The sequence below is a fragment of the Vibrio sp. 10N.222.54.A3 genome, assembly GCF_041474095.1.
Lineage (GTDB): Bacteria > Pseudomonadota > Gammaproteobacteria > Enterobacterales > Vibrionaceae > Vibrio > Vibrio crassostreae_C.
The window spans coordinates 1-23,236 of the sequence record NZ_JBFRTN010000084.1 but is presented as its reverse complement, the minus strand read 5'-3'; the positions used below and the strand labels follow the sequence as shown (position 1 = coordinate 23,236).

The following is a 23,236-nucleotide window of genomic DNA, read 5'->3' as shown; positions in this document are numbered from 1 at the left end:
TAGACGGGTTATTTTGCCACACGACCAGTAAGGTCGTTCCAAGACAAAATCAATTTTTCAGACAAAAACTCAGAACTGCTAGCTTGATCACTAACAAAGCGTCGGGATTAACGAGACGCAAAAGGTAAGAAGGCTCATTTAACACTATCTATAAAGATAAGGTGTCTCAAGAACACCCTGTATTAAACAAGCCTCTATTTTAAATAGTCTTAGCGACTAGATCATCTGAATGTTGATTTGGTTGTTGAGAGGTTTAACCTTCTCTTGCAACCTTTTCAGATCTTCAATGACCGCATCATTCAAGCGAGTCTCTGCCTTATGGCGCGTGAGATTCTGCTGCATGCGCTCTTTCTTCGTCAGTTCCTGTCTTGCCTCTCCGCGAGCCATATCTTTTACGATATGGTACAGCTCAGAAAGAGCAGGATACTCAGAATCAAAATCGACACGCTCATCACCCTGAACATTATCCATAATGATACACACTCGGATACTGATCTCAGGTAAGTCACATTGCCCTTGAATGCCCGCTAAGCACAAAGTATTTACGTTTTCGTAAATCGTCGCGTTGCGTTTTTCAATGGCTAGTGCTTGATGCTGCTTTTGCAACTCCGTCTGCTTCTTCACTTGAAGTAGAAGGTAACCTGCGTAAGAGCCCAAGCCGAGAATGATAATTCCACCAGCAATTGCTAATAAGGTTACGTTCACTGGCTATTAACCTTTAAAGCTGTCTAAATCGAAATCTTCGAATTGAGATAACAAGTCTTCGTCAGAGCTCGCTTTCTTCTTAGAGGCAACCGGTGCTTCTTCGAAGATCTCTTCTTCATCGTCTTCTGGCTCTAGTAGACCTAAGCGGCCCATTAGGTGTTCGATACGATCAAGTTTCTCATCAACAAACTTCTGTAGACCAGCACCTAGGTTTTCACCATTTTCGATACGATCTAGGAGTGTGTTCAGTTGAGCGTCATTCTCAAGCATCTCTAACTCTTGTTCGTTAGATAGCTTGCGCTCTTGTTTCGTCGGCTTCTTCGCTGGTTCAACGATCAGCGGAATTTTTTTCTTGCTGCCTAAACGAGGGTCGCGAGCTAGTGCAGCTTTGCGCTGTTTTGCTTCGCTACCATCTGAGTGACGGCTACCAGACTTAAGGCCTTTACGCTTTTTAACACGCTTACGTTCACGACCTTCAACATCAGATTCACTACGATTACGAGTAACCATAGGTTCCGGAGCGCCAAGTGCTCCTGGTTTTCTTGATTTCTTACTACGACCCATTACTGCACTTTCCTCAGTAAAATTACATCATTTCCAAAAAATTCTAGTTCGAGCTTATCCCGCTCTGCCAAAAACTGGAATGTTTGACGACTAAAGAAGACGACATGTGTCGGGTCATTCTTGTAGTGCCAACCAGCAAACGCGTCTACGTCTATTACTAGTTTAGTCATAAGACCAATCCAGCCCTTGGGTTTAACTAAATTCAACCATTGCTGCCACACTTTGTCTGGGTGATAAAGATGCTCTATCACCTCCGTGGCAGTCATAAAGTCATACGTTTTTTCCAACACAGAGGGTTCTGGGTGGTAATAGATATCGTACAACTCCATGGTGTGTCCGGCTTCTTCTAACATAATAGATAGCGTAGGGCCTGGGCCACAACCAAAATCCAACCCGTGTGAGTTAGATGAAATTTTGTCTGTTAGTGGATCCGCGATGCGAGATAAAAAGCGGCGATAGCCTGCATCACTAGGATCGTTCTCATGGAGATCATAGTGTGCTTTTTCTTCTTTTGCTTCTAACCTTTGTTCAGGTTTAACAAATACCAGTTCACATTGCTGACACTGCAGATAGGCTCTGCGTTTGTCTTCAAAATAGTGATTCACGCCTTGGTGATGGCATAAGGGACAAGTATACATAGCACATCCTTAAACAGGGATGCGAAACATACCAGAAACTGAGTTTATAGTGGAGAGGTATTGGGTGTTTTTTCATCAAATCAATAAAAAAAGCGATAGGAAAACCTATCGCTCTCTAAATCTGCCTATATCGGCCAAAATTTGCATACTCAACTTGGTACACAAATCTCCATTTGTTATTGGTGCTTTCCATGCCAAATTTGTTTGTTGTTCATCGTCCTGATGAGTTTTGGCTATCCTTTTCTAACACCTTGTTGCTGGGCTGTCCTAGCCTGATCCATTTCTGTCTATACCGTTAGACTAGATGATCATCCATATCTAAGTCAGCTCCTAGCTGATGGCGGTTACTTTACCGTGTTACAAAAAGACTACAAGAGTGCGACTTCACACTTTTGTACACAAATCGATCACACATTGATAAATCAGACATAAACACAAAACGCATTAATAAAACCAATACAAAAGAAAACGCCCCGACCATTACTGATCGGGGCGTCTCTTCAATCTCGCTCGAACGTACATTCCTTTACTCTGGCTAAGAGCAAGAAACCGACAAATTAGTGTAAACCACCAACGTACTTCGATAAGGTATCAATATCAGCGTCTGTTAACTTTTTAGCTACATCACGCATCATCGCATTCATGTCGTTATTACGGTCACCATCGCGGAATTTTTCAAGTTGAGCCTTGATGTAATCTGCGTGCTGACCTGAAATCTTAGGGAAACCAGAAAGTTCGGTACCATTACCACGAGGGCCATGACAAGCAATACACGCCGTTACGCCGCGTTCTGCGTTACCCGCTGTGTAAAGAACCTTACCTTCATCTACTACATTTTCAGGAGTAGAGTTACTAGAGATAGGTAGAGAGGCGTAGTATGCCGCTAGGTCAGCCATATCTTCTTCAGATAAAGGCATCGCCATTGCACCCATTACAGGTTCGTAACGACCTTGCTTACCACCACTTGTCATACCTAGCTTAAGCTCTTTTAACTGCTTCTCTAGATACTTCTCATGTTGACCAGCCAGCTTAGGGTACTGAGTGATCAGGCTGTTGCCGTCAGCACCGTGGCAGGCAACACATGTTTGTGATTTGGCTTTACCAGCTTCAATACTACCTTGAGCCCATACTGAGCAGCTGGCTAAAAGACTCAAAATTAGCGCTAATTTCTTCATGACATTCCATTATAATTATCAAGCTTCCAGTACCACTCTATGTTGCCACTCATGGTACAATAGGCGACCTTATGCCGAGCACGGTTATTTTACACAAATTCACAAAAAAGTAATCAATCGACTACACAAAGTCGAGATGGAGTTAACAGTGAGCGTAAAAATTCATTATCAAAACACGCATTTCATTACCAGTGCACCTGATATTCGTCATTTACCAGAAGACGAAGGGATCGAAATTGCGTTTGCAGGACGCTCCAATGCTGGTAAATCTAGCGCGCTAAATCGCGTTACAAACCAAAAAAGCTTGGCGAAAACCAGTAAAACACCCGGTCGAACTCAGCTAATCAACCTATTTAAGGTAACGGACGGTTGTCATATCGTCGATTTACCTGGATATGGCTTTGCTCAAGTACCACTTGAGATGAAGAAAAAATGGCAGAAGTCGCTAGGTGAATACCTACAACGACGTGAAAGCCTGAAAGGTTTAGTGGTATTGATGGATATCCGTCACCCAATGAAAGACCTTGACCAACAAATGATCTACTGGGCTATCGATAGCCGCATCCCAGTACAGGTTTTGTTAACAAAAGCAGACAAACTGAAAAGTGGTGCGCGTAAAGCACAGCTACTGAAAATCCGTAACGATGCAAAATCTTTCGGTGGTGATGTTGCGGTTGATGTCTTCTCTTCAATGAAGGGCATCGGCGTTGACCAACTGCGTGCCAAGATGGATGAGTGGTTTGCGCCTGCGCTTGCTGATCAAATCATTGATGAGTTAGCAGACGAAGAGCACAACGACTCAGAGTAGTTCCTCTACTTATCGCTATAGGTTAGAGCACTTACAACACGTGATTTAGCCTTATCAATGCCCCTCCTTATATAGGTGGGGTATTTTTTTGCCCAAAAATGAGTGAGTTAAGCCTAAGTTTTTAGTGTTAAAAATCGGATTTAGCCACTAAAACCAATAGAAGTGAACCATACTAAAAGACACATCTAAATAATCAGAACAATGAGAAAGGAATACTCATGTGGAAAATACCATTGGCCATCATTGCACTTATGTTGGTCTCACTGACAGGGTTTGCCTCTGAAGCAGAACAAGAACAAGCCCCACTGATCAATGTCGATATGACCTTAGACCTCGATGGCATGGAAAAGTACGCCCAAGATGCGAGTGAGTCTCTTGAGGTGATATCGCAATCTTTGCAGGCGATAGTCAACAACCCCAACCTAAGCGACGACCAGCAACAAGCCCTCAATCAAACGGTTGAAAGTATCAATAAGCTTGCGAGCTCCACCAAGACATCACTCAATCAACTACCACAAGCCTTAGACCAATCTCGACTCGCCTTTAAACAAACCAGTCAAATGCTGTTGGATGACATTCAGACCAAGATCATCATTGCGCTGGCGGCCGTTATCGCCGTCATTATTATCGCTTTGACCGCTATCTATCTGCTTATCCTGAAACCCATGCAGCAAACCTTGGTAAAAGCGACCAACAATATCTCTTCGATGGCACAATCCATCCAGATCACCGCCGAAGCACTGAAATACAGCACCGAGAAACAACAGAAAATCATGGATTACATTGAGCATTCACCGACTCAATACACTGATAAATAAGGCGTGATCCATCAATCCTTTATCGATAACTTGTAAAATAAAAGTTATTTCAAGTGATAAAACAATCGACTTAGAGACGGATTTAAATTACCAAAAGCTGATCGAATTCCAGATCTAAGGCAAATCAGGGGCTTATCACTGTGCTTGAGAAAGTGTAATAAAGGCACTAAAAATGAGAGGTTTTACGGGGGAATGGTAGGTTGGAAATATTTTTCTTTCGCACAAGAAAAAACGCCCCAGTCAAATACTGACTGGGGCGGCTGAATCAGCCTAATCCAATAACGTGAAACAAAAGGTCTGAAAGATAGAACATCTTACCTCTGTACCCTACAAGATTTAATGTACAACAATTGCTCAGAAATGAAAACAATTTTTGTAGTTTTTTTTCATGAATGTTTTATTAAAACACCTAAATTCTTATTACGACTTAACTTTATTTGAGACAAAAAAAAGCCAGTGTTTGTGCACTGGCTCATACTAATTTGCTTATTAAGGTCAAAAACTGATTAGTGGGCTTGATCCCAGTTGTCACCGTGGCCAGCTTCCGCGACAAGCGGCACTTCTAGCTCTGCAGCGGATTCCATCAATTCTTGTACTTTACTTTCAATTTCGGCTAAAGATGACTCTTCCACTTCAAACACCAATTCATCGTGTACCTGCATAAGCAGTTTTACACGACCATCGCCTTCCGCTTGAATCCACTCATCCACCAACAACATCGCTTTCTTAATGATGTCCGCTGCTGTGCCTTGCATTGGCGCATTGATCGCCGCGCGTTCAGCAGCTTTACGACGCATGCCATTACGAGATTGAATCTCAGGAAGGTGCAGTCGACGACCGTAAATGGTTTCAACGAAGCCTTGCTCTGAAGCCGCGCTGCGTGTGTCTTCCATGTACTGCATTACGCCAGGGTAACGTTCAAAGTAAGTGTCCATGTAGTGCTGTGCTTCCCCACGAGGAATACCCAGTTGCTTAGCCAAACCAAAAGCACTCATACCGTAGATAAGACCGAAGTTAACGGCTTTAGCACGACGACGCTGCTCAGTCGTTACCTGCTCAATATCAACACCAATGATCTCAGCAGCCGTTGCCGCGTGAATATCTTTGCCTTGTTGGAATGCTTCCAGAAGCGCTTTATCACCCGACAGGTGCGCCATGATACGCAATTCAATTTGAGAGTAATCGACCGCTAGAATCTTCCAGCCATGTTGTGCAACGAATGCTTGGCGGATACGACGACCTTCTTCATTACGAATTGGGATGTTCTGTAGGTTTGGATCTGTTGAAGACAAACGACCCGTTGCTGTCACCGCTTGGTGATAAGACGTATGAACACGACCCGTTTCAGCGTTGATCATCTTCGCCAGTTTATCTGTGTAGGTAGACTTGAGTTTCGCAAGACCACGATACTCAATGATCAGCTTAGGTAGCGGGTAATCAAGAGCCAGTTCTTGCAGCACTTCTTCGTTGGTTGAAGGTGCACCTGATGGCGTTTTCTTAATAACTGGCAAACCCATTTTCTCAAACAAGATCGCTTGCAGCTGTTTTGGCGAGTTCATGTTGAACTCTTGCTCTGCAATCTCATAGGCTTTTTGTTCTAACTCATCCAGACGAACCGCAATCTCTTGCGATTGAGCGCCCAGCAGCATGTCATCGATGAATACACCAGTACGCTCAATGCGAGACATTACAGGGATCAGGGGTACTTCGATTTCTTCATAGATGGCTTTTAGCTTTTCATCTTGCTCAATATTTTCCATCAAACGGTTATGAAGACGTAAAGTCACGTCAGCATCTTCTGCCGCGTATGGAGACGCCTCACCCAGCTCAATCTGGTTGAAAGTAAGCTGCTTCTTACCTTTACCTGCGATTTGCTCAAATGAGATGCAGCTGTGCTGAAGGAAACGCAGCGCTAGGCTGTCCATATCATGCTTGCCACCTACGCTATTGAAAACGTAAGACGCCAACATGGTGTCGTGCTTGATGCCTTTCATCTCGATACCGTAGCGCGCTAAAACGCTCATATCGTACTTCAGGTTTTGACCGACTTTAGCCTGTGCGTCATCTTCAAGAATCGGCTTAAGCTGTTCAAGTACCCAATCACGATCCAGTTGTTGAGGTGCATCTAGGTAATCATGGGCAACCGGCACGTACGCGGCAACGCCTTCTTCAGTCGCGAATGACAGGCCAACGAGGTTCGCCACCATGTAATCTAGGCTGTCGGTTTCAGTATCGAAAGCAAATACTTCAGCCGCTTTCAGTTTCTCTAGCCAAACATTGAATGACGCTTCATCGAGGATGGTTTCGTAGTTGCTGCGATCAATGGTCACGGCAGAGGTGTTCATTTCTACGGTAGAAGTGGTTGATGCCGTATTGCTGCGTACTGCGCCCGACTTTTCATCCGCCTCAACCACACCACTGCCACCTTCAAGTAGCTCGTTCAACCAAGACTTGAAGACCAGTTGACCATATAGCTTAATCAGCTCATCCGTATTTGGTTGTGCTTTTACAAGCGACTCAGGTGTCTCTTCTAACTCGACGTCCAGTTTGATCGTTGCAAGCTCGTAAGACATCTCAGCGTTGTCTTTATTATCAATCAGCTTCTTAGCCATGGTTTTTGAACCACGGAAGCCAAGAGCGGCAATATCATCCAGGTTTTGATACAGCTTTTCGATGCTACCAATGCCTTGTAGTAGAGCAGTTGCTGTTTTGTCACCAACACCTGGAACGCCAGGAATGTTATCCACTTTATCGCCCATCAGTGCAAGGTAGTCGATAATCAGCTCAGGTGGGATGCCAAACTTCTCTATCACGCCTTCGCGATCCATAACCACGTTGGTCATGGTGTTGATCAAAGTAACGTTGTCATCAACCAGCTGCGCCATATCTTTATCGCCAGTACTGATCAAAACCGGCATGCCCGCTTTAGATGCTTGAGAAGCTAGCGTACCAATCACATCATCCGCTTCAACGCCTGGGATCGAGATAAGTGGTAGACCCATTGCGCGAATCACGTTGTGCAAAGGTTCGATCTGACAACGTAGATCATCCGGCATAGGTGGACGATTAGCCTTGTACTCTGGGTACATGTCATCACGGAACGTCTTTCCTTTTGCATCAAAAATAACCGCAATACGATCAGAAGCAAATTGACGCATCATGCTGCGCAGCATGTTAACTACACCGTAAACCGCGTTAGTCGGGATATCACCATTGCTCATGGTGCCAGGGTAAGCATGAAACGCGCGATATAGGTAAGAAGAGCCATCGATCAGAATCAATGGATTATCAGGAATACGAGCCATAATGTTTGTGTATCCAGTAAGTACAGAAATTATCTGTTAAGAATGCCACGTCTGTTGGTTGGATTCCACGTTGTCGATCTGTATCCGTTCACTCGGTTGTGTTCGTTATAATCGATTTGTTGTTATTTTTTGTTCTTAGACGCAAGCGTTCTGTGGATAACTCTGTTTATATTATTTATCCACCCTGTTGAGAACTACGGTGAACAACTCAAAAAACACCAATAAACAACTGAAAATAAAGAATAATTTTACAGATCGAACAGATGATCAACGATCTTTTCTCGATCTTGCGTTGTGGAAAAGAATGCTGATGGCGTTTTATTCATAAAAATACGTGCCACTAAATATGCATCTTGTTGAAATGGTAGGTATAAAAAAAGCGACACCCGAAGATGTCGCCTAGCAAAAACCGGTAAAGCCATTCAAATTGAATACCACAGCTTTACCTAAAAGCTATAAATTACACTGGAAGCAATGTGAGCAATGTCGTGTCAAAAAGAACTTAGTACAAGTTCGCGAGAATTCTGTTGGGTAACCAAGTAGATACTTGAGTACTTAACATCCTTGTGAACATTTCCTCATTCCCTAAGACGAAGTTAATAATAATGATTCTCATTTAATAGTCAACACTTAAATGATAATAAATCTCATTTAATTTATAAACCGTTAACAGCAGTGCTTAAATTTGCTTCAAAAAATGAATTCTATGGTCATTAATGTCTTCTTTTTCTTCAAATCTTTCGATTAGGTAACCGTTTCTCAATAACAGGCGCAACATTGCAGGGAACTGGTTACGAGACTTAACCTTTAACTGTCTGTAGCCCTGCTCTTTCACCCACTGTTCCTGAACGTCTAATTGCGCCTGTGCAACGCCTTTGTTCCTCGCGAGCGGTGACACGCCACCAAACCAGCTGTAAAAAGTATCTTGATCCAATTCATAACCGATCTTAAAGCCAAGCAACACGCCAGCTTCTTCAGCCACTAAGATAAGGCTCTTTTTCCCTGCCAGCCGCTCTGACAGAGAAGCGACACTCTCTTTTTTAGCGAACTCAGAGATCTGCTCGACCACAGACACCACTTCTTCTAAAGAACCTTCACGTACGACAACTGACATCTTATTCATCCTTATAAACGAAAGGGCTGGCACAATGGCCAACCCTTTACTGATCACTTAAGTGAGATCTACACGGTTACTTTTCTTTTAAATGCTCAGCAGCTTGTGCGTTATCTTCAGCAAGCCACTCTGCGACATCTTTAGCGAAGTAAGTAAGAATGCCATCAGCGCCAGCACGCTTAAAGCACAACAGTGATTCCATGACGGTTTCGCGCTCTTTCAGCCAACCGTTTTGAATCGCTGCTTTGTGCATCGCGTATTCACCAGATACTTGGTAAGCAAACGTAGGCGCTTGCAGTTCGTGCTTAACACGACGAACAATATCAAGGTAAGGCATGCCTGGTTTCACCATCACCATGTCCGCACCTTCATTAAGATCCATCGCGACTTCATGAATCGCTTCATCGCTGTTGGCTGGATCCATCTGGTAGTTCTTCTTGTTACCACCTTTCAGGTTCGAAGCACTGCCAACTGCATCACGGAATGGGCCGTAGTAGCACGATGCATATTTTGCAGAGTACGCCATAATCTGAGTATGAATATGGCCCGCTTCTTCTAACGCTTCACGGATCTTACCAATGCGACCATCCATCATATCCGATGGGGCAACTACGTCAGCACCCGCTTCAGCGTGTGATAATGCTTGCTTGATCAAGACTTCAGTCGTCTCGTCATTCATCACGTAACCATCTTCATCGATGATGCCGTCTTGGCCGTGAGTGGTGAACGGGTCTAGTGCTACGTCAGTAATAACGCCAATGTTTGGCACATGCTCTTTTAGTAAACGTACAGCGCGCTGCACCAAACCTTCTGAGTTATGAGCTTCAGCTGCGCATAAACTTTTAGCATCTTGGTTCACGACTGGAAATAGAGCAATCGCAGGAACACCCAGTTTTGACAGGTAATCTGCTTCCTCGAGCATGTAATCGATCGACAAGCGTTCAACACCTGGCATTGACTCGACAGGCTCTCGGCGGTCTTTACCCATCAGGATAAACATTGGGTAGATTAGATCATCCACAGACAATTGATTTTCTGCCATTAGGCGACGGCTAAAGTCGTGCTTACGCATACGGCGCATACGGCGACCTGGGAATTGACCTTGAATTGAAACAGACACTAGATTCTCCTTGCCTAGTCTAAGCACCGAAATACTTAGATATGAAAAGTGCTAAATACAGGCAAAAGCATATCACTGATGGCTCAGGACGCTAGCAGTAAAATATGAAACCCACTCAAAAATAGGGATAAATGGCAAAAAATGACCTTCTCCTCACACTGCCGTATACTCATGACAACTCAGTAAAGACCGCTTTCAGGACAAAACAATGATCGACACCCATGCTCATATTTACGCTAGTGAATTCGATGAAGACCGCGAACAAGTCGTGCAGCGCGCACTGACTCAAGGGATTGATACCATTCTGTTGCCGAACATCGATTTAGAATCTATCGAGCCAATGCTCGCGACGGAAGCTCAGTTTCCTGATGTGTGTCGTTCAATGATGGGCTTACACCCTTGTTATGTGGATGCGAATATCGAGCAAACCCTCAAAACCATTCGAGCTTGGTTTGATAAACATGACTTTATCGCGGTGGGTGAGATTGGTATCGACTTGTACTGGGATAAAACCTTTAAAGCCGAACAAGAGATGGCCTTCGTGACTCAACTGCAGTGGGCAAAAGAGCTTGATCTACCTGTGGTGATCCATACTCGTGATTCCATTGAAGAGACACTTGCCCTACTTCGTAAAGAACAAGATGGCAGCTTACGCGGGGTATTCCACTGTTTTGGCAGTAGCTTAGAGGAAGCTCAAGCGATCAACGAGCTAGGCTTTCATTTAGGTTTAGGCGGCGTATCGACCTTTAAGAACTCGGGGATGGATAAGGTGATTCCACATCTTGATATGAATTACGTCATCCTAGAGACAGATTGCCCATACTTAGCACCAACACCGAATCGCGGTAAACGCAATGAACCAGCCTACACAGAATTAGTAGCAAAACGCATCGCTGAATTGCGCGGCAAAAGCATCGAAGAGGTGAATGCAATCACCACAAAAAATGCAATCAGCTTATTCAACTTGTAAAAACTTATACAATTCAACAAAAAATGTAAGTTTTGTATATTTTGTTGAATGAACTATTAAACTAGTACAACATAAGCCGCCTGAATATCTCGACGGTAATTTATGTGTAAGCACCCCCACTTAAGGCGTAAACATCGAACTCTATGGCACAAAGTAATTGGCATCAAAGAGCTGTATAATTGCACTCAATGTGGATACCAATTGAAAGTAAGATAGATACGCAAAATCAAAGCGGCTAGCGTCGCTTTTTTGTTTGTTCAGTGGAAAGTTAGAATTTACAGTTTAGTTTGAGTTACTATCTCATTCAATATATCATCAACCGCCTGCATATGGAGGTAGTTGATTATGTGTGACCATTCACAACACTTACAACGTCAACATCGAACCCTATGGCATAAAATTTTGGGCATCAAAGAGCTCTATATATGTCAGAACTGTGGCTATCAGTTAAAGATTCGATAAACAGACATAATAAAAAAGCGGCTCTAGGCCGCTTTTTTATTATGTGATTTTTACTGAAGCATTCCGAATCAAGATTCAGCTTCTTCCTCTTCATCCGCATCTGGCTTACGCGTATAAAAACGTGCGAAGAACAGACCAATCTCAAACAGAATACACATTGGAATCGCCAACAGTGTTTGCGAGATCATATCTGGTGGTGTCAGCATCATACCGATGATGAAAGCACCCACAACAATGTAAGGACGCTTTTCAGATAGAGATTGAGGCGTTGTTGCACCTGTCCAACACAACAAGATAATCGCAACTGGCACTTCAAAGGCAATACCAAAAGCAAAGAACAGCGCGAGTACAAAATCAAGATAGCTTGAGATGTCGGTTGCGAACTCTACTCCCCCTAATGATATGGCCGTAAAAAAGCCAAATACTAACGGGAATACAATGAAGTAAGCGAACGCCACACCACAGTAAAACAGCAATGAACTTGAAGCCAATAGCGGCATGATCAAGCGTTTTTCATGCTTGTATAAACCCGGAGCAACAAAAGCCCACACCTGATACAAAATAAACGGAACCGCGAGGAATATAGACGCGATCAAGGTTAATTTCAGCGGTGTGAAAAATGGCGATGCAACATCGGTTGCGATCATCGTCGCCCCTTCCGGTAGACGATCTACCAAAGGTGCTGATACGAATTCATAAATATCATTAGCAAAATAAATTAGCCCGACAAATATCACTAGCACCGCGACAATCGCACGTAGTAGGCGATTACGTAGTTCTAGAAGGTGGCTAATTAAAGGCTGTGTCTGCTCAGTCGAAGACATGTCAAACCTCTTAAACAGGAAGATCGAAAAGGAGTCGCGCGTGTATCTATCCAGTTGGATTGGTATCCACTTGAATAGTTATTTACTTGAATAGCTATCTATTAAAACATCTAGCGACTCAAGTATCCGGCGACTCCTCCTTGCGAGACTATTCGGCTTTCTTATCTGACGGTGCTGAAGCTTCGCTGTTGACCTGAATGGTTTCAGATTCCACAGTTTCCGTGACACTAGGTTTAGTCTCACTTGGCTTATCAGACTCAGGCTTAGCATACGGACGTTGAACCTCAGCAGCGGCCTGCTTGAGTTCATCGACTGACGCTTTAAGGTCTGGAGATAAATCTTCCATACCCATTTTTTCCGCCTTGCGTAGGTTTTCTTGCAGCTCTTGCACCTTAAGCTCATGAGAAAGTTCATCTTTCACACTGTTTGCCATGCTTTTCGCTTGTCCAACAAACTTGGAAATACTGCGAATCGCCACGGGCAAACGCTCAGGCCCTAAAACCACTAACCCAACGACAGATATTAATACCAGTTCCCAAAAACCGATATCAAACACGATTTACGCCTGCTCTTTGTCTTTCTTTGTTTCAGCAGTTGTTTCAGCGTGAGCTTCTGTCTTCTGCTGTTCAATATTCTTTGGTTCGAAGTCTGCATCTTTCTTATCTGCAGGCTTGTCTTCATCGCTCATCGCTTTTTTGAAGCCTTTAACCGCTGAACCTAAGTCACCACCCATACCGCGCAGTTTCTTTGTTCCGAATAGCAAAATTACAATTACAGCAATGATTAGAAGTTGCCAAATACTGATACCACCCATTGTCATTGTCCTCGGGTCTGTCTACACATAAAAATATTAAGAGAGTCTACTGTCTAACGACGGTAAGCTCGCCAACTAAGCAACCAAAATGTGACACCTGCGATGCCACAGCCCATAGATAGCTGCTCATAAGGGCTTGAAACTAATATTGCGGAGCATACGACTAAAGTGGCTCCAACGCCAAACAAAAACTTTCCAGTTGCTTGCTGACGCTTACTATCTCGGTAACCTTGATAAAGCTGATCCATTCTGTGGTTCATCGCTTTACCTTGGCGCAAGCTGTCATAAAGTAGCTCTGGCAGCTCTGGCAGTTTTTCTGCCCAGAATGGCGCACGCTCTTTTACTGCGTTGATCACAGCTTGCGGCCCCACCTGATTCATCATCCAGGTTTCAAGGAAAGGCTTCGCCGTTGCCCACAAATCAAGTTGCGGATACAGCTGACGGCCTAGGCCTTCGACATACAACAAGGTCTTTTGCAGAAGCACCAACTGAGGTTGAACCTCCATGTTGAAACGTCTTGCTGTATTAAATAAGTTTAGCAACACATGGCCAAATGAGATCTCGCCAAGTGGTTTTGCAAAGATTGGCTCACACACCATACGGATCGCGAACTCAAAATCATTGACGTTAGTGTCGTGTGGCACCCACCCCGAATCAACGTGTAGCTCAGCAACTTTACGGTAATCTCGATTGAAGAAAGCCAACAAGTTCTCTGCTAAATAGCGCTTATCTTCGCTATTGAGCGTACCAACAATGCCACAATCCAAACCAATCCACTGAGGGTTATCTGGATTCTCTGGGTTAACAAATACGTTGCCCGGGTGCATGTCTGCATGGAAAAAGCTATCTCGGAATACTTGGGTGAAGAATACCGTCACACCGCGTTCCGCGAGCAATTTCATGTTGGTGCCGTTGGCTTCTAGCGTCTCAATATCGGAGACTTGAATACCATAGATTCGCTCTGACACCATCAGGGTTTCGCTGCTTAGATCAGGGATAACCTCTGGAACATACAGCTCTTCACTGCCTTCAAAATTACGTCGCAGTTGAATGGCATTGGCCGCCTCACGGCGCAGGTCGAGTTCATCAAGTAACGTTTTCTCGTACTCGTGAACCACTTCAACCGGTTTCAAACGACGTGCTTCAGGAAGCGACTTAGCGACTATACGCGCCATTCGGTGCATCAGTTTTAGATCTGCGTCAATCACCGGGCGAATATCAGGTCGAATTACCTTCAGAACAATCTCACGACCGCTCTCTTTAAGCTTTGCGGTATGCACCTGAGCGATAGAAGCAGAAGCCAGTGGCTCGATATCAAAGTCGGTAAACCAGTTGTCTAAACTGCCACCCAACGCCTTTTCCATATCTTGCTTCGCCAGTTGACCATCAAACGGCGCAACTTGGTCTTGCAACAACGCCAACTGATCGGCGATATGAGGAGGGAACAGATCACGACGTGTCGACATCATCTGTCCAAACTTGATCCACACTGGACCAAGTTCTTGCAGCGCAAGGCGCAAGCGATGACCCAACTCTTTATCTTGATGCTTGTTCTTAAGCCAAAACAGTGACTTTCGCGCCAACAAAGGAGCTTTAGTCAGTTGGTGTTCCGGCATCAACTCATCAAGGCCATATTCCAACTGTACCTTGATAATATGATAAAGACGTTTCAGTTCTGTTGGGGTCATATTTTCTCCAACAGAGCGTTCAACTTAGCTTCAAGGCGAGCTACCGAGCTTTTTACGTCATCAACTTGGTCGCAAAAATGCGCGACTTCTAACGGTGCTGGTGCGATCTTCCACTCTTCAGTCAGAACTTGAGCAACATGGTTTTGATGCTTAGTCGCCTGTTTTGCTACAAAGCCACCGACGTTTTTAACGCCTTGCACCAAGGTATGCGCAACCACATCACCCGTCACACGCGATAACCACTCTTCCAAATCAGGCTTGCAGTCTGTCATCAGTTGAGCAAATTTCTGAGCCAGTTGAATATCACCCTCTAAGATCAGCTTATCTTGCTTGATCAGCTTGGTGATGTTCGATTGCTCACGCAATTCCGGTAATACCGATAGGTTCAAAGATAGGTAGCAATCAGGCTGCCCTTCATATTCCGACAACACATCAATTTGTTGGCTGAAAACGAAAGTGAGTGTTTTATTCAACTCTTTCAAATTAACTTGAATGATCTGCCCCTTTAAACGAGACAAACGACGAACCAAGGCTGGATCATCGTTCACGAAAGTATTTAAAGAGGTTTCAATAACTGCGGTGACCAATGGATCAAATGGCATGACTGTCCTTACCTTTGAAAACGGATAAGCCTTAACCTATCCGTTCTGTCTTTATTCTTATTGTTTAGCACGCCCTAAGAGCCTACTACCAAGTTCGACTAGAACTTGTAACCGCGGTGCAGCGCAACAATGCCGCCCGTTAGGTTGAAGTATTTAGTATTCTCGAAACCCGCGTCTTGCATCATGCCTTCCAAGGTTTCTTGGTTAGGGTGCATGCGGATTGATTCTGCAAGGTAACGATAGCTGTCTGCGTCGTTGGCAATCAGCTCACCCATTTTTGGCAACAGGTGGAAAGAGTAGGCATCGTAAACCTTTGATAGTGGCTCAAGCACTGGCTTAGAAAACTCAAGAACCAACAGACGGCCACCCGGCTTAAGTACGCGGTACATAGAACGCAGCGCTTGGTCTTTATCGGTTACGTTACGCAGACAGAAGCTGATCGTAATGCAATCGAAGTAGTTATCTGGGAATGGCAACTCTTCAGCGTTCGCTTGTACGTAGTGTACGTTGCCAACAATGCCGCTATCACGCAGCTTATCACGGCCAACATTCAGCATTGAGTTGTTGATATCAGCAAGAACCACGTGGCCTTTTTCACCAACGATACGCGAGAATTTCGCAGTAAGGTCGCCAGTACCACCACCAAGATCTAGGATACGCTGACCAGGGCGAACGCCACTGCAATCAATCGTGAATCGCTTCCACAAGCGGTGAACACCACCCGACATTAAGTCATTCATGATGTCGTATTTAGCGGCTACAGAGTGAAATACCTCTGCTACTTTCGCGACTTTTTCGTCTTTTGCGACTGTTTCGAAACCAAAGTGTGTGGTTTCTGACTCTACTGCTGAATTTGTCTGCACGCTTGTGTCCATAATGCTGTTATCTACCATGGTAAGTTCTCATCGACAGCGCTCTTTGTGTTTAGAGGCGCTGCGGCCGATTAGTTTACTTTATCCTCAGCAGGTTGTCTTTCTACTAAGGAGGCATTTTCTGAAAAAGCCTCATTTTGCGCCATTTCAGCCAAACCAATCGAGATCGGTTTCTTCACTTCAACACCCAATTGCTTGAAGCTTTCGGCCTGACGAATCACGTTGCCTCGCCCTGTTACTAGCTTATTCATCGCACCTTGATAGCTTTGGTTTGCTCTATCAAGTGAGCTGCCAAGGCCTTCCATATCATCAACAAACAGGCGCAGCTTGTCGTAAAGCTTGCTCGCACGTTCTGCGATAACCTGTGCGTTCTGGTTCTGTCTGTCGTTACGCCACAGGTTATCAATTGTACGCAGTGCCACCAGCAAAGTGGTTGGGCTGACCAAGATGATGTTTTGCTCCATCGCATCTTTCACCAAGCTAGGATCCGCCTGAATCGCCACTTGGAATGCTGGTTCAACCGGGATAAACATCAACACATAATCCAAGCTTTGGATGCCTTTGAGCTGATGATAATCTTTCTGGCTCAAACCTTTGATGTGCGCTCTTAACGACACCAAGTGATCACGCAATGCAGCATCACGCTGCTGGTCGGTTTCGGCATTGAAGTAGCGTTCAAATGCCACCAACGCCATTTTGGAATCGACCACCACTTGCTTATCTTGTGGCAGATGCACAATCACATCCGGTTGATAACGCTTGCCCGCATCGTTTTGTAGGTTCACTTGCGTTTGGTATTCGTGCCCTTCGCGCAGTCCTGATTCAGCAAGCACGCGAGCCAGCACCACCTCGCCCCAGTTACCTTGTTGTTTATTGTCACCCTTTAGCGCTTGAGTCAGGTTCACCGCTTCACGCGTCATACTCTCATTAAGACGCTGCAGGTTTTTAAGCTCATGCACCAAAGTATGACGCTCTTTGGCTTCTTGGCTGAAGCTGTCGTTCACTTGTTTCTTAAAGCCTTCCAACTGCTCTCTTAGTGGAGACAACAAACCTTCTAGGCTCTGCTTATTCTGCTGATCGACCTTGGCGGTTTTGGTTTCAAACAGTTGGTTCGCTAACAATTCAAACTGCTGCTTAAGTCGTGATTCAGCTTGCTCTAGCAACTGCAGCTTTTCGCTATTGGCGAGGTTTTCTTGGTCATGCCTTGCTTCTTGCTCGCGCAGCTCGGCTTCTAATTCAGACTTATGATCTTTAAGCACATTGATCTCATCAGCGTACTGCTGGCGCTCTTGCTTTACCGCCTCAAAGTAGCGCAGTTTTTCCATTGCAGCCATCACCTTACCGTGCGCCTGCTTGAGCTCGAATGCCGCTTTGTCTCGGTCATCATCTAACTCATCGAGCTCTTGTTGCGCCTCTGCGAGTGATGTTTTGAGCTGAGCTTGCTGAGATTCATGCAACAAACGATCGGACTCTAGCTGCTGCTCGAGCAATCGCTGCTGAAAAGAGAGCTTCTGTTTAATCCACCAACCCACGACACCGCCGCTGACGAGCGCGCCAGAAATTGCAGCAATAAGCGTTGCCTGATGTTCGATAATCCATTGCATGATAATGATTTAGCCTAATTTGAAATAACTCATTAAATGGTATTTTGATACTGGATAAATGTCCAGTTTGCCGTATTAAAATTCGACAGATAGACTAGGCGCTCCGTATTCTGTCCCATCAAATTAGAATGAGTTGCCATGAACGAACGTCGTGCCTTGGGCTTTGGCCTTTCCGCAGTACTGCTGTGGTCAACGGTCGCTACTGCTTTTAAGCTGACCCTTGCTGAGTTTTCACCGATTCAAATGCTGACCATTGCCAGTATTGTGTCGTCGATTGCGCTGATCGCAGTCTGCGCCTTTCAAGGCAAGCTTTCTCAGCTGAGTACAACGTTCCTTTCAAACCCTTGGTATTACCTGCTGCTCGGCTTGGTTAACCCATTGGCTTATTACCTGATTCTATTCAAAGCCTACGACCTGCTGCCCGCTTCTCAAGCTCAAGCCATCAACTACAGCTGGGCTATCACGCTAACCTTAATGGCGGCGGTTTTTCTGGGGCAAAAGATTCGTAAGCAAGATTGGATTGCGTGTACCTTCAGCTATGCGGGTGTGGTAGTTATTGCCACCAAAGGCGATGTGTTAGGCATGCAGTTCGATAGCCCACTCGGTGTGGCACTGGCGCTGCTTTCTACTCTGCTTTGGGCAGGATATTGGATTCTCAACACCAAAAACAAGGCTGACCCAGTGGTTGGCGTACTGCTTGGTTTCTTAGTGGCATTACCTTTCGCGATCGGTTTAACCCTTTTTGAGGGCGAAAGCTTTAGCCAAATTACGGCGAAGGGTTGGATGGCGGTGACTTACGTTGGTCTGTTCGAGATGGGCATTACCTTTGTATTATGGTTATCAGCACTCAAGCTAACCAACAATACGGCGCGTATCAGCAACCTAATTTTTGCCTCGCCATTTATCTCACTGATGCTACTTTCCACTATTATCGGCGAAGAGATTCACCCAGCGACCCTGTTTGGCTTGGTACTGATCATTGCCGGTTTGGTGATTCAACAGATCAAGTTTTCAAAAAACAAAGCTGCGTAAATAAGCGCTAAAAGATTCGATTGAGAGCGAAAAGCTATCAATAAAGTCGAATCTAGAGCTAGTACACAATGTTAGATACAAAAATGGCGAGTCCTATGACTCGCCATTTTTATGTAATTTAAAATCTAATGGATAGGCTCAAAGCTTAAACCCACTGACCTGCTGCAAAGCCAGAACTCCAACACCATTGGAAATTATAGCCGCCTAACCAACCGGTTACGTCCATCACTTCACCAATGAAATAGAGGCCAGACACGCTCTTACATTCCATGGTTTTTGAAGATAGGTGATTGGTGTCCACGCCACCTAGAGTTACTTCGGCAGTACGGTAACCTTCGGTGCCGTTTGGCGCGATTTTCCAGTTCTCTAAATGCTCTACAATGTCATTCAGCTGTTTTTCATTGAACTGCTTGAGTGGCTTGTCTTCCAGCTCTTTGCGGTCAATCAACACTTCAACAAAACGCTTCGGCAGTGCTTTCGCCAAGGTGTTTTTCAGGCTCTGATTTGGGTGCTTCTCGCGAGAGTTAGCCAGCAGTTCAGCTACATCGACTTCTGGTACTAGATTAATCGAAACCGACTGACCCGCCTTCCAGAAAGAAGAGATTTGCAGTACCGAAGGACCCGATAGGCCGCGGTGGGTAAACAGCAACGCTTCTTTGAACAAGGTTCCGTCTTGCGCGGTGATCTCGGCAGGAATTGCGATACCAGAAAGCTCTGCGAAAGCTTCTTTATCTTCTTTATGTAGAGTGAATGGCACTAAGCCTGCGGTAGTTGGTATCACAGACAAACCAAATTGCTCGGCAATCTTATAGCCAAATGGCGTTGCGCCCAGCTTAGGCATCGACAAACCACCTGTCGCGACAACTAGCGAGTCACACTCAACTTCGTCGGTATTGAGGTGCATCTTGAAGCCAGCATCTGTTTTTTCGATAGAGTGAACATCACAACGGTAGCGTTGTTCGACTTTCGCTTGCTTACACTCGTCAAGCAGCATACTCACGATGTCTTTTGCGGTATGGTCATTCACACAGAACAATTGGCCGTGGTCTCGCTCTTCGAACTCAATACCGTACTTGCTCACCATTGAGATAAAATCCCAGTTGGTGTATTGAGATAAAGCTGACTTCACGAAGTGAGGGTTATTACACAGGAAGTTGTTGGCTGAAACATCATAGTTAGTGAAGTTACAACGACCGCCACCTGAGATTAAAATTTTTCTGCCTGGTTTCTTTGCATGATCAACCACCAGCACTCGTCGGCCGCGTTTACCAGCTTCCGCAGCACACATTAAGCCCGCGGCGCCCGCACCAATTACGATTACATCAAATTTTTCACTCATGTGGTTCTGCTTTTCTTCACTTTTGCAGCCCGAGTACGCCCTGTTCTCGAAATGCCATCAATAAAAAAGGATGTGCATAAACAGCACATCCTTACTAATTGCTCGCTATTTTAGCGGCAATTTTAAACTTTGCAATTGATGTTCAATTGTACAATTTGCAGACAACATCAAAACCACGACTTGGCTTAGCAAACCAACAACCAAAGCTTTACACCAAAAACTAAGTTCTACTTCACACGCACTAAATAACTTAGACGATGAAAGAAGCCAGCAACGTTACACCCAGAAGGGCGGAAGAGAGTATGAATAACTGTCTCACACGATCACACTTGGAAGTGAACACTTCATCATGGTGATGGTGATACTCTTTGCTTTTGATGTAACTAAACAGACGAACCTGTTTGGTCATATTGCCATGAGTTGTGAAAAAACCGCCTCCGTCTACTTGTTGATAAAGTAGAGGATGCGCTTCTCGCATAATATAAATGAGCGTTCTTAGCGCAGTAAAATAACGCGCCCAGTTCACGCAAGTCACAACCATTAGTGCAAATAGAATAGTGTCGCCGCTGATCATCCTTTCCTCCCTACATCTTCATAAGAAAACTCAAAAGAAAAAGATAATCAGTGTCTTTCCCGTACTACCTAAACGGCAGGAGCTTCCATAATTGAAGATGAACCATCTTTTGCCAATTGCGCTAGGTCTTTATCAATAAAGAACAGTGCTTTACCGTCTTCACCAACAAGCTCTAGCTTATCCAATACACCTTTAAACAACTTCTCTTCTTCGTGTTGCTCTGCAACGTACCATTGCAGGAAGTTAAAGGTTGAGTAATCTTGTGTGCTGAAAGCAACGTGAGCCAGTTTGTTGATCTTTTGAGTAATCATTTGCTCATGTTCATAAGTTTCACGGAACACAGCACCAAGGCTATCAAATTCATGTTTTGGCGCTTCAATCGCACCTAGAATTGGCATTGCACCTGTTTCACTTACGTAAGTGAAAAGACGCTGCATATGTTCCATTTCTTCTACTGCATGAACACGCAGAAACTCTGCTGCACCTTCAAATCCTTTGTCTTCACACCAAGCACTCATTTGTAAGTATAGATTGGATGAGAAAAATTCTAGGTTAATTTGATCATTCAGTTGCTCAACCATAGTTTTTGACAGCATTTAAGACTCCTAATTACATCCTCAATTTTCTCTACTATATCACTATTTAATGAATATCTCGCAGGCCATTAGTTAACCAATATTTCGAGCTGTCATTACGCAAGACAGTGGATATGAGATCACTTCAGCAAAAAAAGCCATCGCATAGTGCTAATCTTAAATCAGACAATGAATAAAGGAGGTAGCGATATGAGTTACAAACATATTTTGGTCGCGGTCGATTTATCAGAAGACAGCAAATTAATTGTGGATAAAGCGGTAGCATTGGCTAAGCCATTGGAAGCCAAAGTCTCTTTTATCCATATCGATATTAACTACGCAGAGCTGTATACCGGCCTGATTGATATCAACATGGCCGAAACCCAGCACAACGCGATGGAAGCGTCTCGTATTCAGCTGCAAAATTTTGCGGAGCACGCCCAATACCCGATCACCCATACCCTAGTAGGCAGTGGTGATTTGAGTCATGAGCTGTGTGACACCATCAACGAGTTCAATGTTGATCTCGTGGTTTGCGGTCACCATCAAGACTTTTGGAGCAAGCTGCTCTCTTCAACACGCCAACTGATCAACGCCTCTCCGGTTGATATGCTGGTCGTGCCTCTAAGAGATTCAGAAGACTAATGATTTAAGGTTAGGTAACATACAGCTCATATCTTATTAACGAAGTTTTACTATGAGCTATTTAGCTGGTGTTACCCTCCTATGGGCCTTCTCCTTTAGCCTGATCGGCGTTTACCTTGCGGGTCAGGTTGATTCTTGGTTCTCTGTTTTAATGCGTGTTGCCCTTGCCGGCGTCGTATTTCTTCCTTTCCTAAAGTTTCGCGGCGTATCACGTAAGCTGATCGCTAAATTGATGGCAATTGGTGGTATCCAGCTTGGCCTGATGTACTGCTTCTACTATCAATCTTTCTTACTGCTATCCGTTCCTGAAGTCCTTTTGTTTACCGTTTTCACGCCAATTTACGTCACGCTTATTTATGACTTTCTCAAAGGGCAATTCTCTCCGTGGTACCTAGTGACAGCGGCAATTGCGGTATTGGGCGCGGTATTCATTAAGTTCGCAGGTATTAACGAAAACTTTTTAGTCGGCTTCCTCGTCGTGCAAGGCGCGAACCTGTGCTTTGCTATTGGTCAGGTGGGCTACAAGGTGGTGATGGAGAAGGAATCGACCGAGTTGCCTCAGCGAACCGTATTTGGTTACTTCTACTTAGGGGCGCTATGTGTCGCGTCAGTGGCTTTCATGCTACTAGGCAACCCAGAGAAACTGCCCACCACCACACTTCAATGGGGAATCCTGATCTACCTTGGCTTGATTGCGTCGGGGCTGGGTTACTTTATGTGGAATAAAGGCGCGTGCATTGTGAATGCTGGCGCGCTGGCAGTGATGAACAATGCCTTGGTTCCTGCTGGTCTGGTGGTGAATATCCTGATTTGGAACAGAGATGTCGATTTGGTTCGCTTGTCTATTGGTGGCGCCGTTATCTTATTCTCTTTATTCGTCAATGAGACGTGGGTGAAGAAGCGCGTAGCAAGATCCGCAAGCAACGCTTAGCTGATTTGAACGAGCTATATGAGTCAGCTCGGATAACCCCAATCGAGTAGGAGGAGG

General features: G+C 44.7%; 23 protein-coding genes. 6 read left to right on the top strand and 17 right to left on the bottom strand.

Annotation, left to right across the window (positions count from 1 at the left end; all coding sequences use genetic code 11):
- Positions 1-216: 216 nt before the first annotated feature.
- The 4 genes from AB4507_RS17665 to AB4507_RS17650 form a co-directional block, all read right to left on the bottom strand.
- Complete coding sequence (locus tag AB4507_RS17665; RefSeq protein ID WP_017060164.1) at positions 217-705, bottom strand: DUF2489 domain-containing protein; 489 nt, start codon at positions 703-705, stop codon at positions 217-219.
- Between the two features lie 6 nt (positions 706-711).
- Positions 712-1,269: a Der GTPase-activating protein YihI gene (yihI, locus tag AB4507_RS17660; RefSeq protein ID WP_102394314.1), complete on the bottom strand. Its 558-nt coding sequence runs from the start codon at positions 1,267-1,269 to the stop codon at positions 712-714.
- Positions 1,269-1,907, bottom strand: coding sequence for a class I SAM-dependent methyltransferase (locus AB4507_RS17655; RefSeq protein WP_010433503.1), 639 nt, complete (start codon positions 1,905-1,907; stop codon positions 1,269-1,271). Before AB4507_RS17655 ends, yihI begins: the two co-directional genes overlap by 1 nt.
- 557 nt (positions 1,908-2,464) lie before the next feature.
- The gene (locus AB4507_RS17650) at positions 2,465-3,082 is read right to left on the bottom strand and encodes a cytochrome c (RefSeq protein ID WP_012602993.1); all 618 of its coding nucleotides are present in this window, start codon (positions 3,080-3,082) and stop codon (positions 2,465-2,467) included.
- Positions 3,083-3,230: 148 nt separating this feature from the next.
- On the opposite strand from AB4507_RS17650, the gene yihA reads away from it, so the two are divergent.
- The gene (yihA, locus tag AB4507_RS17645) at positions 3,231-3,890 is read left to right on the top strand and encodes a ribosome biogenesis GTP-binding protein YihA/YsxC (RefSeq protein WP_017060162.1); all 660 of its coding nucleotides are present in this window, start codon (positions 3,231-3,233) and stop codon (positions 3,888-3,890) included.
- A gap of 218 nt (positions 3,891-4,108) precedes the next feature.
- Positions 4,109-4,708 carry a GTP-binding protein gene (locus AB4507_RS17640; protein WP_372123836.1) on the top strand — a complete coding sequence of 200 codons (600 nt, stop codon included), beginning with the start codon at positions 4,109-4,111 and terminating at the stop codon, positions 4,706-4,708.
- Between the two features lie 506 nt (positions 4,709-5,214).
- Here the strand turns inward: AB4507_RS17640 and polA are convergent.
- The 3 genes from polA to hemB form a co-directional block, all read right to left on the bottom strand.
- Positions 5,215-8,013, bottom strand: coding sequence for a DNA polymerase I (gene polA, locus AB4507_RS17635; RefSeq protein WP_372183034.1), 2,799 nt, complete (start codon positions 8,011-8,013; stop codon positions 5,215-5,217).
- Positions 8,014-8,692: 679 nt separating this feature from the next.
- Positions 8,693-9,127, bottom strand: coding sequence for a GNAT family N-acetyltransferase (locus AB4507_RS17630; protein ID WP_372118381.1), 435 nt, complete (start codon positions 9,125-9,127; stop codon positions 8,693-8,695).
- Between the two features lie 76 nt (positions 9,128-9,203).
- Complete coding sequence (gene hemB / locus AB4507_RS17625) at positions 9,204-10,247, bottom strand: porphobilinogen synthase (protein ID WP_017060158.1); 1,044 nt, start codon at positions 10,245-10,247, stop codon at positions 9,204-9,206.
- Between the two features lie 208 nt (positions 10,248-10,455).
- Between hemB and AB4507_RS17620 the strand changes: the two genes are divergently transcribed.
- Positions 10,456-11,217 carry a TatD family hydrolase gene (locus tag AB4507_RS17620; RefSeq protein WP_102394317.1) on the top strand — a complete coding sequence of 254 codons (762 nt, stop codon included), beginning with the start codon at positions 10,456-10,458 and terminating at the stop codon, positions 11,215-11,217.
- A 530-nt stretch (positions 11,218-11,747) separates the two neighbouring features.
- On the opposite strand, the gene tatC is transcribed toward AB4507_RS17620, so the two are convergent.
- The 7 genes from tatC to rmuC form a co-directional block, all read right to left on the bottom strand.
- Positions 11,748-12,503, bottom strand: a complete 756-nt coding sequence (gene tatC, locus AB4507_RS17615) for a twin-arginine translocase subunit TatC (RefSeq protein WP_017060156.1) — start codon at positions 12,501-12,503, stop codon at positions 11,748-11,750.
- Positions 12,504-12,651: 148 nt separating this feature from the next.
- On the bottom strand, positions 12,652-13,059 hold the full coding sequence (gene tatB / locus AB4507_RS17610; protein ID WP_048612432.1) for a Sec-independent protein translocase protein TatB: 408 nt from the start codon (positions 13,057-13,059) through the stop codon (positions 12,652-12,654).
- A 3-nt stretch (positions 13,060-13,062) separates the two neighbouring features.
- On the bottom strand, positions 13,063-13,317 hold the full coding sequence (gene tatA, locus AB4507_RS17605) for a Sec-independent protein translocase subunit TatA (protein WP_017060154.1): 255 nt from the start codon (positions 13,315-13,317) through the stop codon (positions 13,063-13,065).
- 53 nt (positions 13,318-13,370) lie between these two features.
- Complete coding sequence (ubiB, locus tag AB4507_RS17600; RefSeq protein ID WP_052880270.1) at positions 13,371-15,005, bottom strand: ubiquinone biosynthesis regulatory protein kinase UbiB; 1,635 nt, start codon at positions 15,003-15,005, stop codon at positions 13,371-13,373.
- The gene (locus tag AB4507_RS17595) at positions 15,002-15,607 is read right to left on the bottom strand and encodes an SCP2 domain-containing protein (RefSeq protein WP_102394318.1); all 606 of its coding nucleotides are present in this window, start codon (positions 15,605-15,607) and stop codon (positions 15,002-15,004) included. Before AB4507_RS17595 ends, ubiB begins: the two co-directional genes overlap by 4 nt.
- Before the next feature lie 98 nt (positions 15,608-15,705).
- The gene (ubiE, locus tag AB4507_RS17590; protein WP_029235100.1) at positions 15,706-16,485 is read right to left on the bottom strand and encodes a bifunctional demethylmenaquinone methyltransferase/2-methoxy-6-polyprenyl-1,4-benzoquinol methylase UbiE; all 780 of its coding nucleotides are present in this window, start codon (positions 16,483-16,485) and stop codon (positions 15,706-15,708) included.
- Between the two features lie 65 nt (positions 16,486-16,550).
- Positions 16,551-18,083 (bottom strand): DNA recombination protein RmuC, encoded by a 1,533-nt coding sequence (gene rmuC / locus AB4507_RS17585; protein ID WP_372183033.1) that lies wholly within the window; start codon positions 18,081-18,083, stop codon positions 16,551-16,553.
- A 138-nt stretch (positions 18,084-18,221) separates the two neighbouring features.
- Here rmuC and AB4507_RS17580 point away from each other — a divergent pair, with 138 nt between their 5' ends.
- Positions 18,222-19,115 (top strand): DMT family transporter, encoded by an 894-nt coding sequence (locus tag AB4507_RS17580; RefSeq protein WP_048617749.1) that lies wholly within the window; start codon positions 18,222-18,224, stop codon positions 19,113-19,115.
- A 145-nt stretch (positions 19,116-19,260) separates the two neighbouring features.
- Here the strand turns inward: AB4507_RS17580 and AB4507_RS17575 are convergent, their stop codons facing one another.
- From AB4507_RS17575 to ftnA, 3 genes are all read right to left on the bottom strand, one after another.
- Positions 19,261-20,454: an NAD(P)/FAD-dependent oxidoreductase gene (locus AB4507_RS17575; protein ID WP_029235099.1), complete on the bottom strand. Its 1,194-nt coding sequence runs from the start codon at positions 20,452-20,454 to the stop codon at positions 19,261-19,263.
- A gap of 250 nt (positions 20,455-20,704) precedes the next feature.
- Positions 20,705-21,028 (bottom strand): universal stress protein UspB, encoded by a 324-nt coding sequence (gene uspB / locus AB4507_RS17570; protein ID WP_048661272.1) that lies wholly within the window; start codon positions 21,026-21,028, stop codon positions 20,705-20,707.
- 68 nt (positions 21,029-21,096) lie between these two features.
- Positions 21,097-21,624 carry a non-heme ferritin gene (gene ftnA, locus AB4507_RS17565; protein ID WP_004735556.1) on the bottom strand — a complete coding sequence of 176 codons (528 nt, stop codon included), beginning with the start codon at positions 21,622-21,624 and terminating at the stop codon, positions 21,097-21,099.
- 189 nt (positions 21,625-21,813) lie between these two features.
- Here ftnA and uspA point away from each other — a divergent pair, with 189 nt between their 5' ends.
- Positions 21,814-22,248 (top strand): universal stress protein UspA, encoded by a 435-nt coding sequence (gene uspA / locus AB4507_RS17560; protein WP_017060149.1) that lies wholly within the window; start codon positions 21,814-21,816, stop codon positions 22,246-22,248.
- A 52-nt stretch (positions 22,249-22,300) separates the two neighbouring features.
- Positions 22,301-23,179, top strand: a complete 879-nt coding sequence (locus AB4507_RS17555; protein ID WP_372112744.1) for a carboxylate/amino acid/amine transporter — start codon at positions 22,301-22,303, stop codon at positions 23,177-23,179.
- Positions 23,180-23,236 lie beyond the last annotated feature (57 nt).

Bases quoted from the DNA above. Each gene is read 5' to 3' on its own strand.
- rmuC (WP_372183033.1), bottom strand. From the start codon at position 18,083: ATGCAATGGATTATCGAACATCAGGCAACGCTTATTGCTGCAATTTCT.
- uspA (WP_017060149.1), top strand. From the start codon at position 21,814: ATGAGTTACAAACATATTTTGGTCGCGGTCGATTTATCAGAAGACAGC.
- tatA (WP_017060154.1), bottom strand. From the start codon at position 13,317: ATGGGTGGTATCAGTATTTGGCAACTTCTAATCATTGCTGTAATTGTA.
- tatC (WP_017060156.1), bottom strand. From the start codon at position 12,503: ATGTCTTCGACTGAGCAGACACAGCCTTTAATTAGCCACCTTCTAGAA.
- AB4507_RS17650 (WP_012602993.1), bottom strand. From the start codon at position 3,082: ATGAAGAAATTAGCGCTAATTTTGAGTCTTTTAGCCAGCTGCTCAGTA.
- ubiB (WP_052880270.1), bottom strand. From the start codon at position 15,005: ATGACCCCAACAGAACTGAAACGTCTTTATCATATTATCAAGGTACAG.
- AB4507_RS17580 (WP_048617749.1), top strand. From the start codon at position 18,222: ATGAACGAACGTCGTGCCTTGGGCTTTGGCCTTTCCGCAGTACTGCTG.
- AB4507_RS17575 (WP_029235099.1), bottom strand. From the start codon at position 20,454: ATGAGTGAAAAATTTGATGTAATCGTAATTGGTGCGGGCGCCGCGGGC.
- AB4507_RS17655 (WP_010433503.1), bottom strand. From the start codon at position 1,907: ATGTATACTTGTCCCTTATGCCATCACCAAGGCGTGAATCACTATTTT.
- AB4507_RS17640 (WP_372123836.1), top strand. From the start codon at position 4,109: ATGTGGAAAATACCATTGGCCATCATTGCACTTATGTTGGTCTCACTG.
- yihI (WP_102394314.1), bottom strand. From the start codon at position 1,269: ATGGGTCGTAGTAAGAAATCAAGAAAACCAGGAGCACTTGGCGCTCCG.
- AB4507_RS17595 (WP_102394318.1), bottom strand. From the start codon at position 15,607: ATGCCATTTGATCCATTGGTCACCGCAGTTATTGAAACCTCTTTAAAT.
- AB4507_RS17620 (WP_102394317.1), top strand. From the start codon at position 10,456: ATGATCGACACCCATGCTCATATTTACGCTAGTGAATTCGATGAAGAC.
- AB4507_RS17630 (WP_372118381.1), bottom strand. From the start codon at position 9,127: ATGTCAGTTGTCGTACGTGAAGGTTCTTTAGAAGAAGTGGTGTCTGTG.
- AB4507_RS17555 (WP_372112744.1), top strand. From the start codon at position 22,301: ATGAGCTATTTAGCTGGTGTTACCCTCCTATGGGCCTTCTCCTTTAGC.
- polA (WP_372183034.1), bottom strand. From the start codon at position 8,013: ATGGCTCGTATTCCTGATAATCCATTGATTCTGATCGATGGCTCTTCT.
- uspB (WP_048661272.1), bottom strand. From the start codon at position 21,028: ATGATCAGCGGCGACACTATTCTATTTGCACTAATGGTTGTGACTTGC.
- ftnA (WP_004735556.1), bottom strand. From the start codon at position 21,624: ATGCTGTCAAAAACTATGGTTGAGCAACTGAATGATCAAATTAACCTA.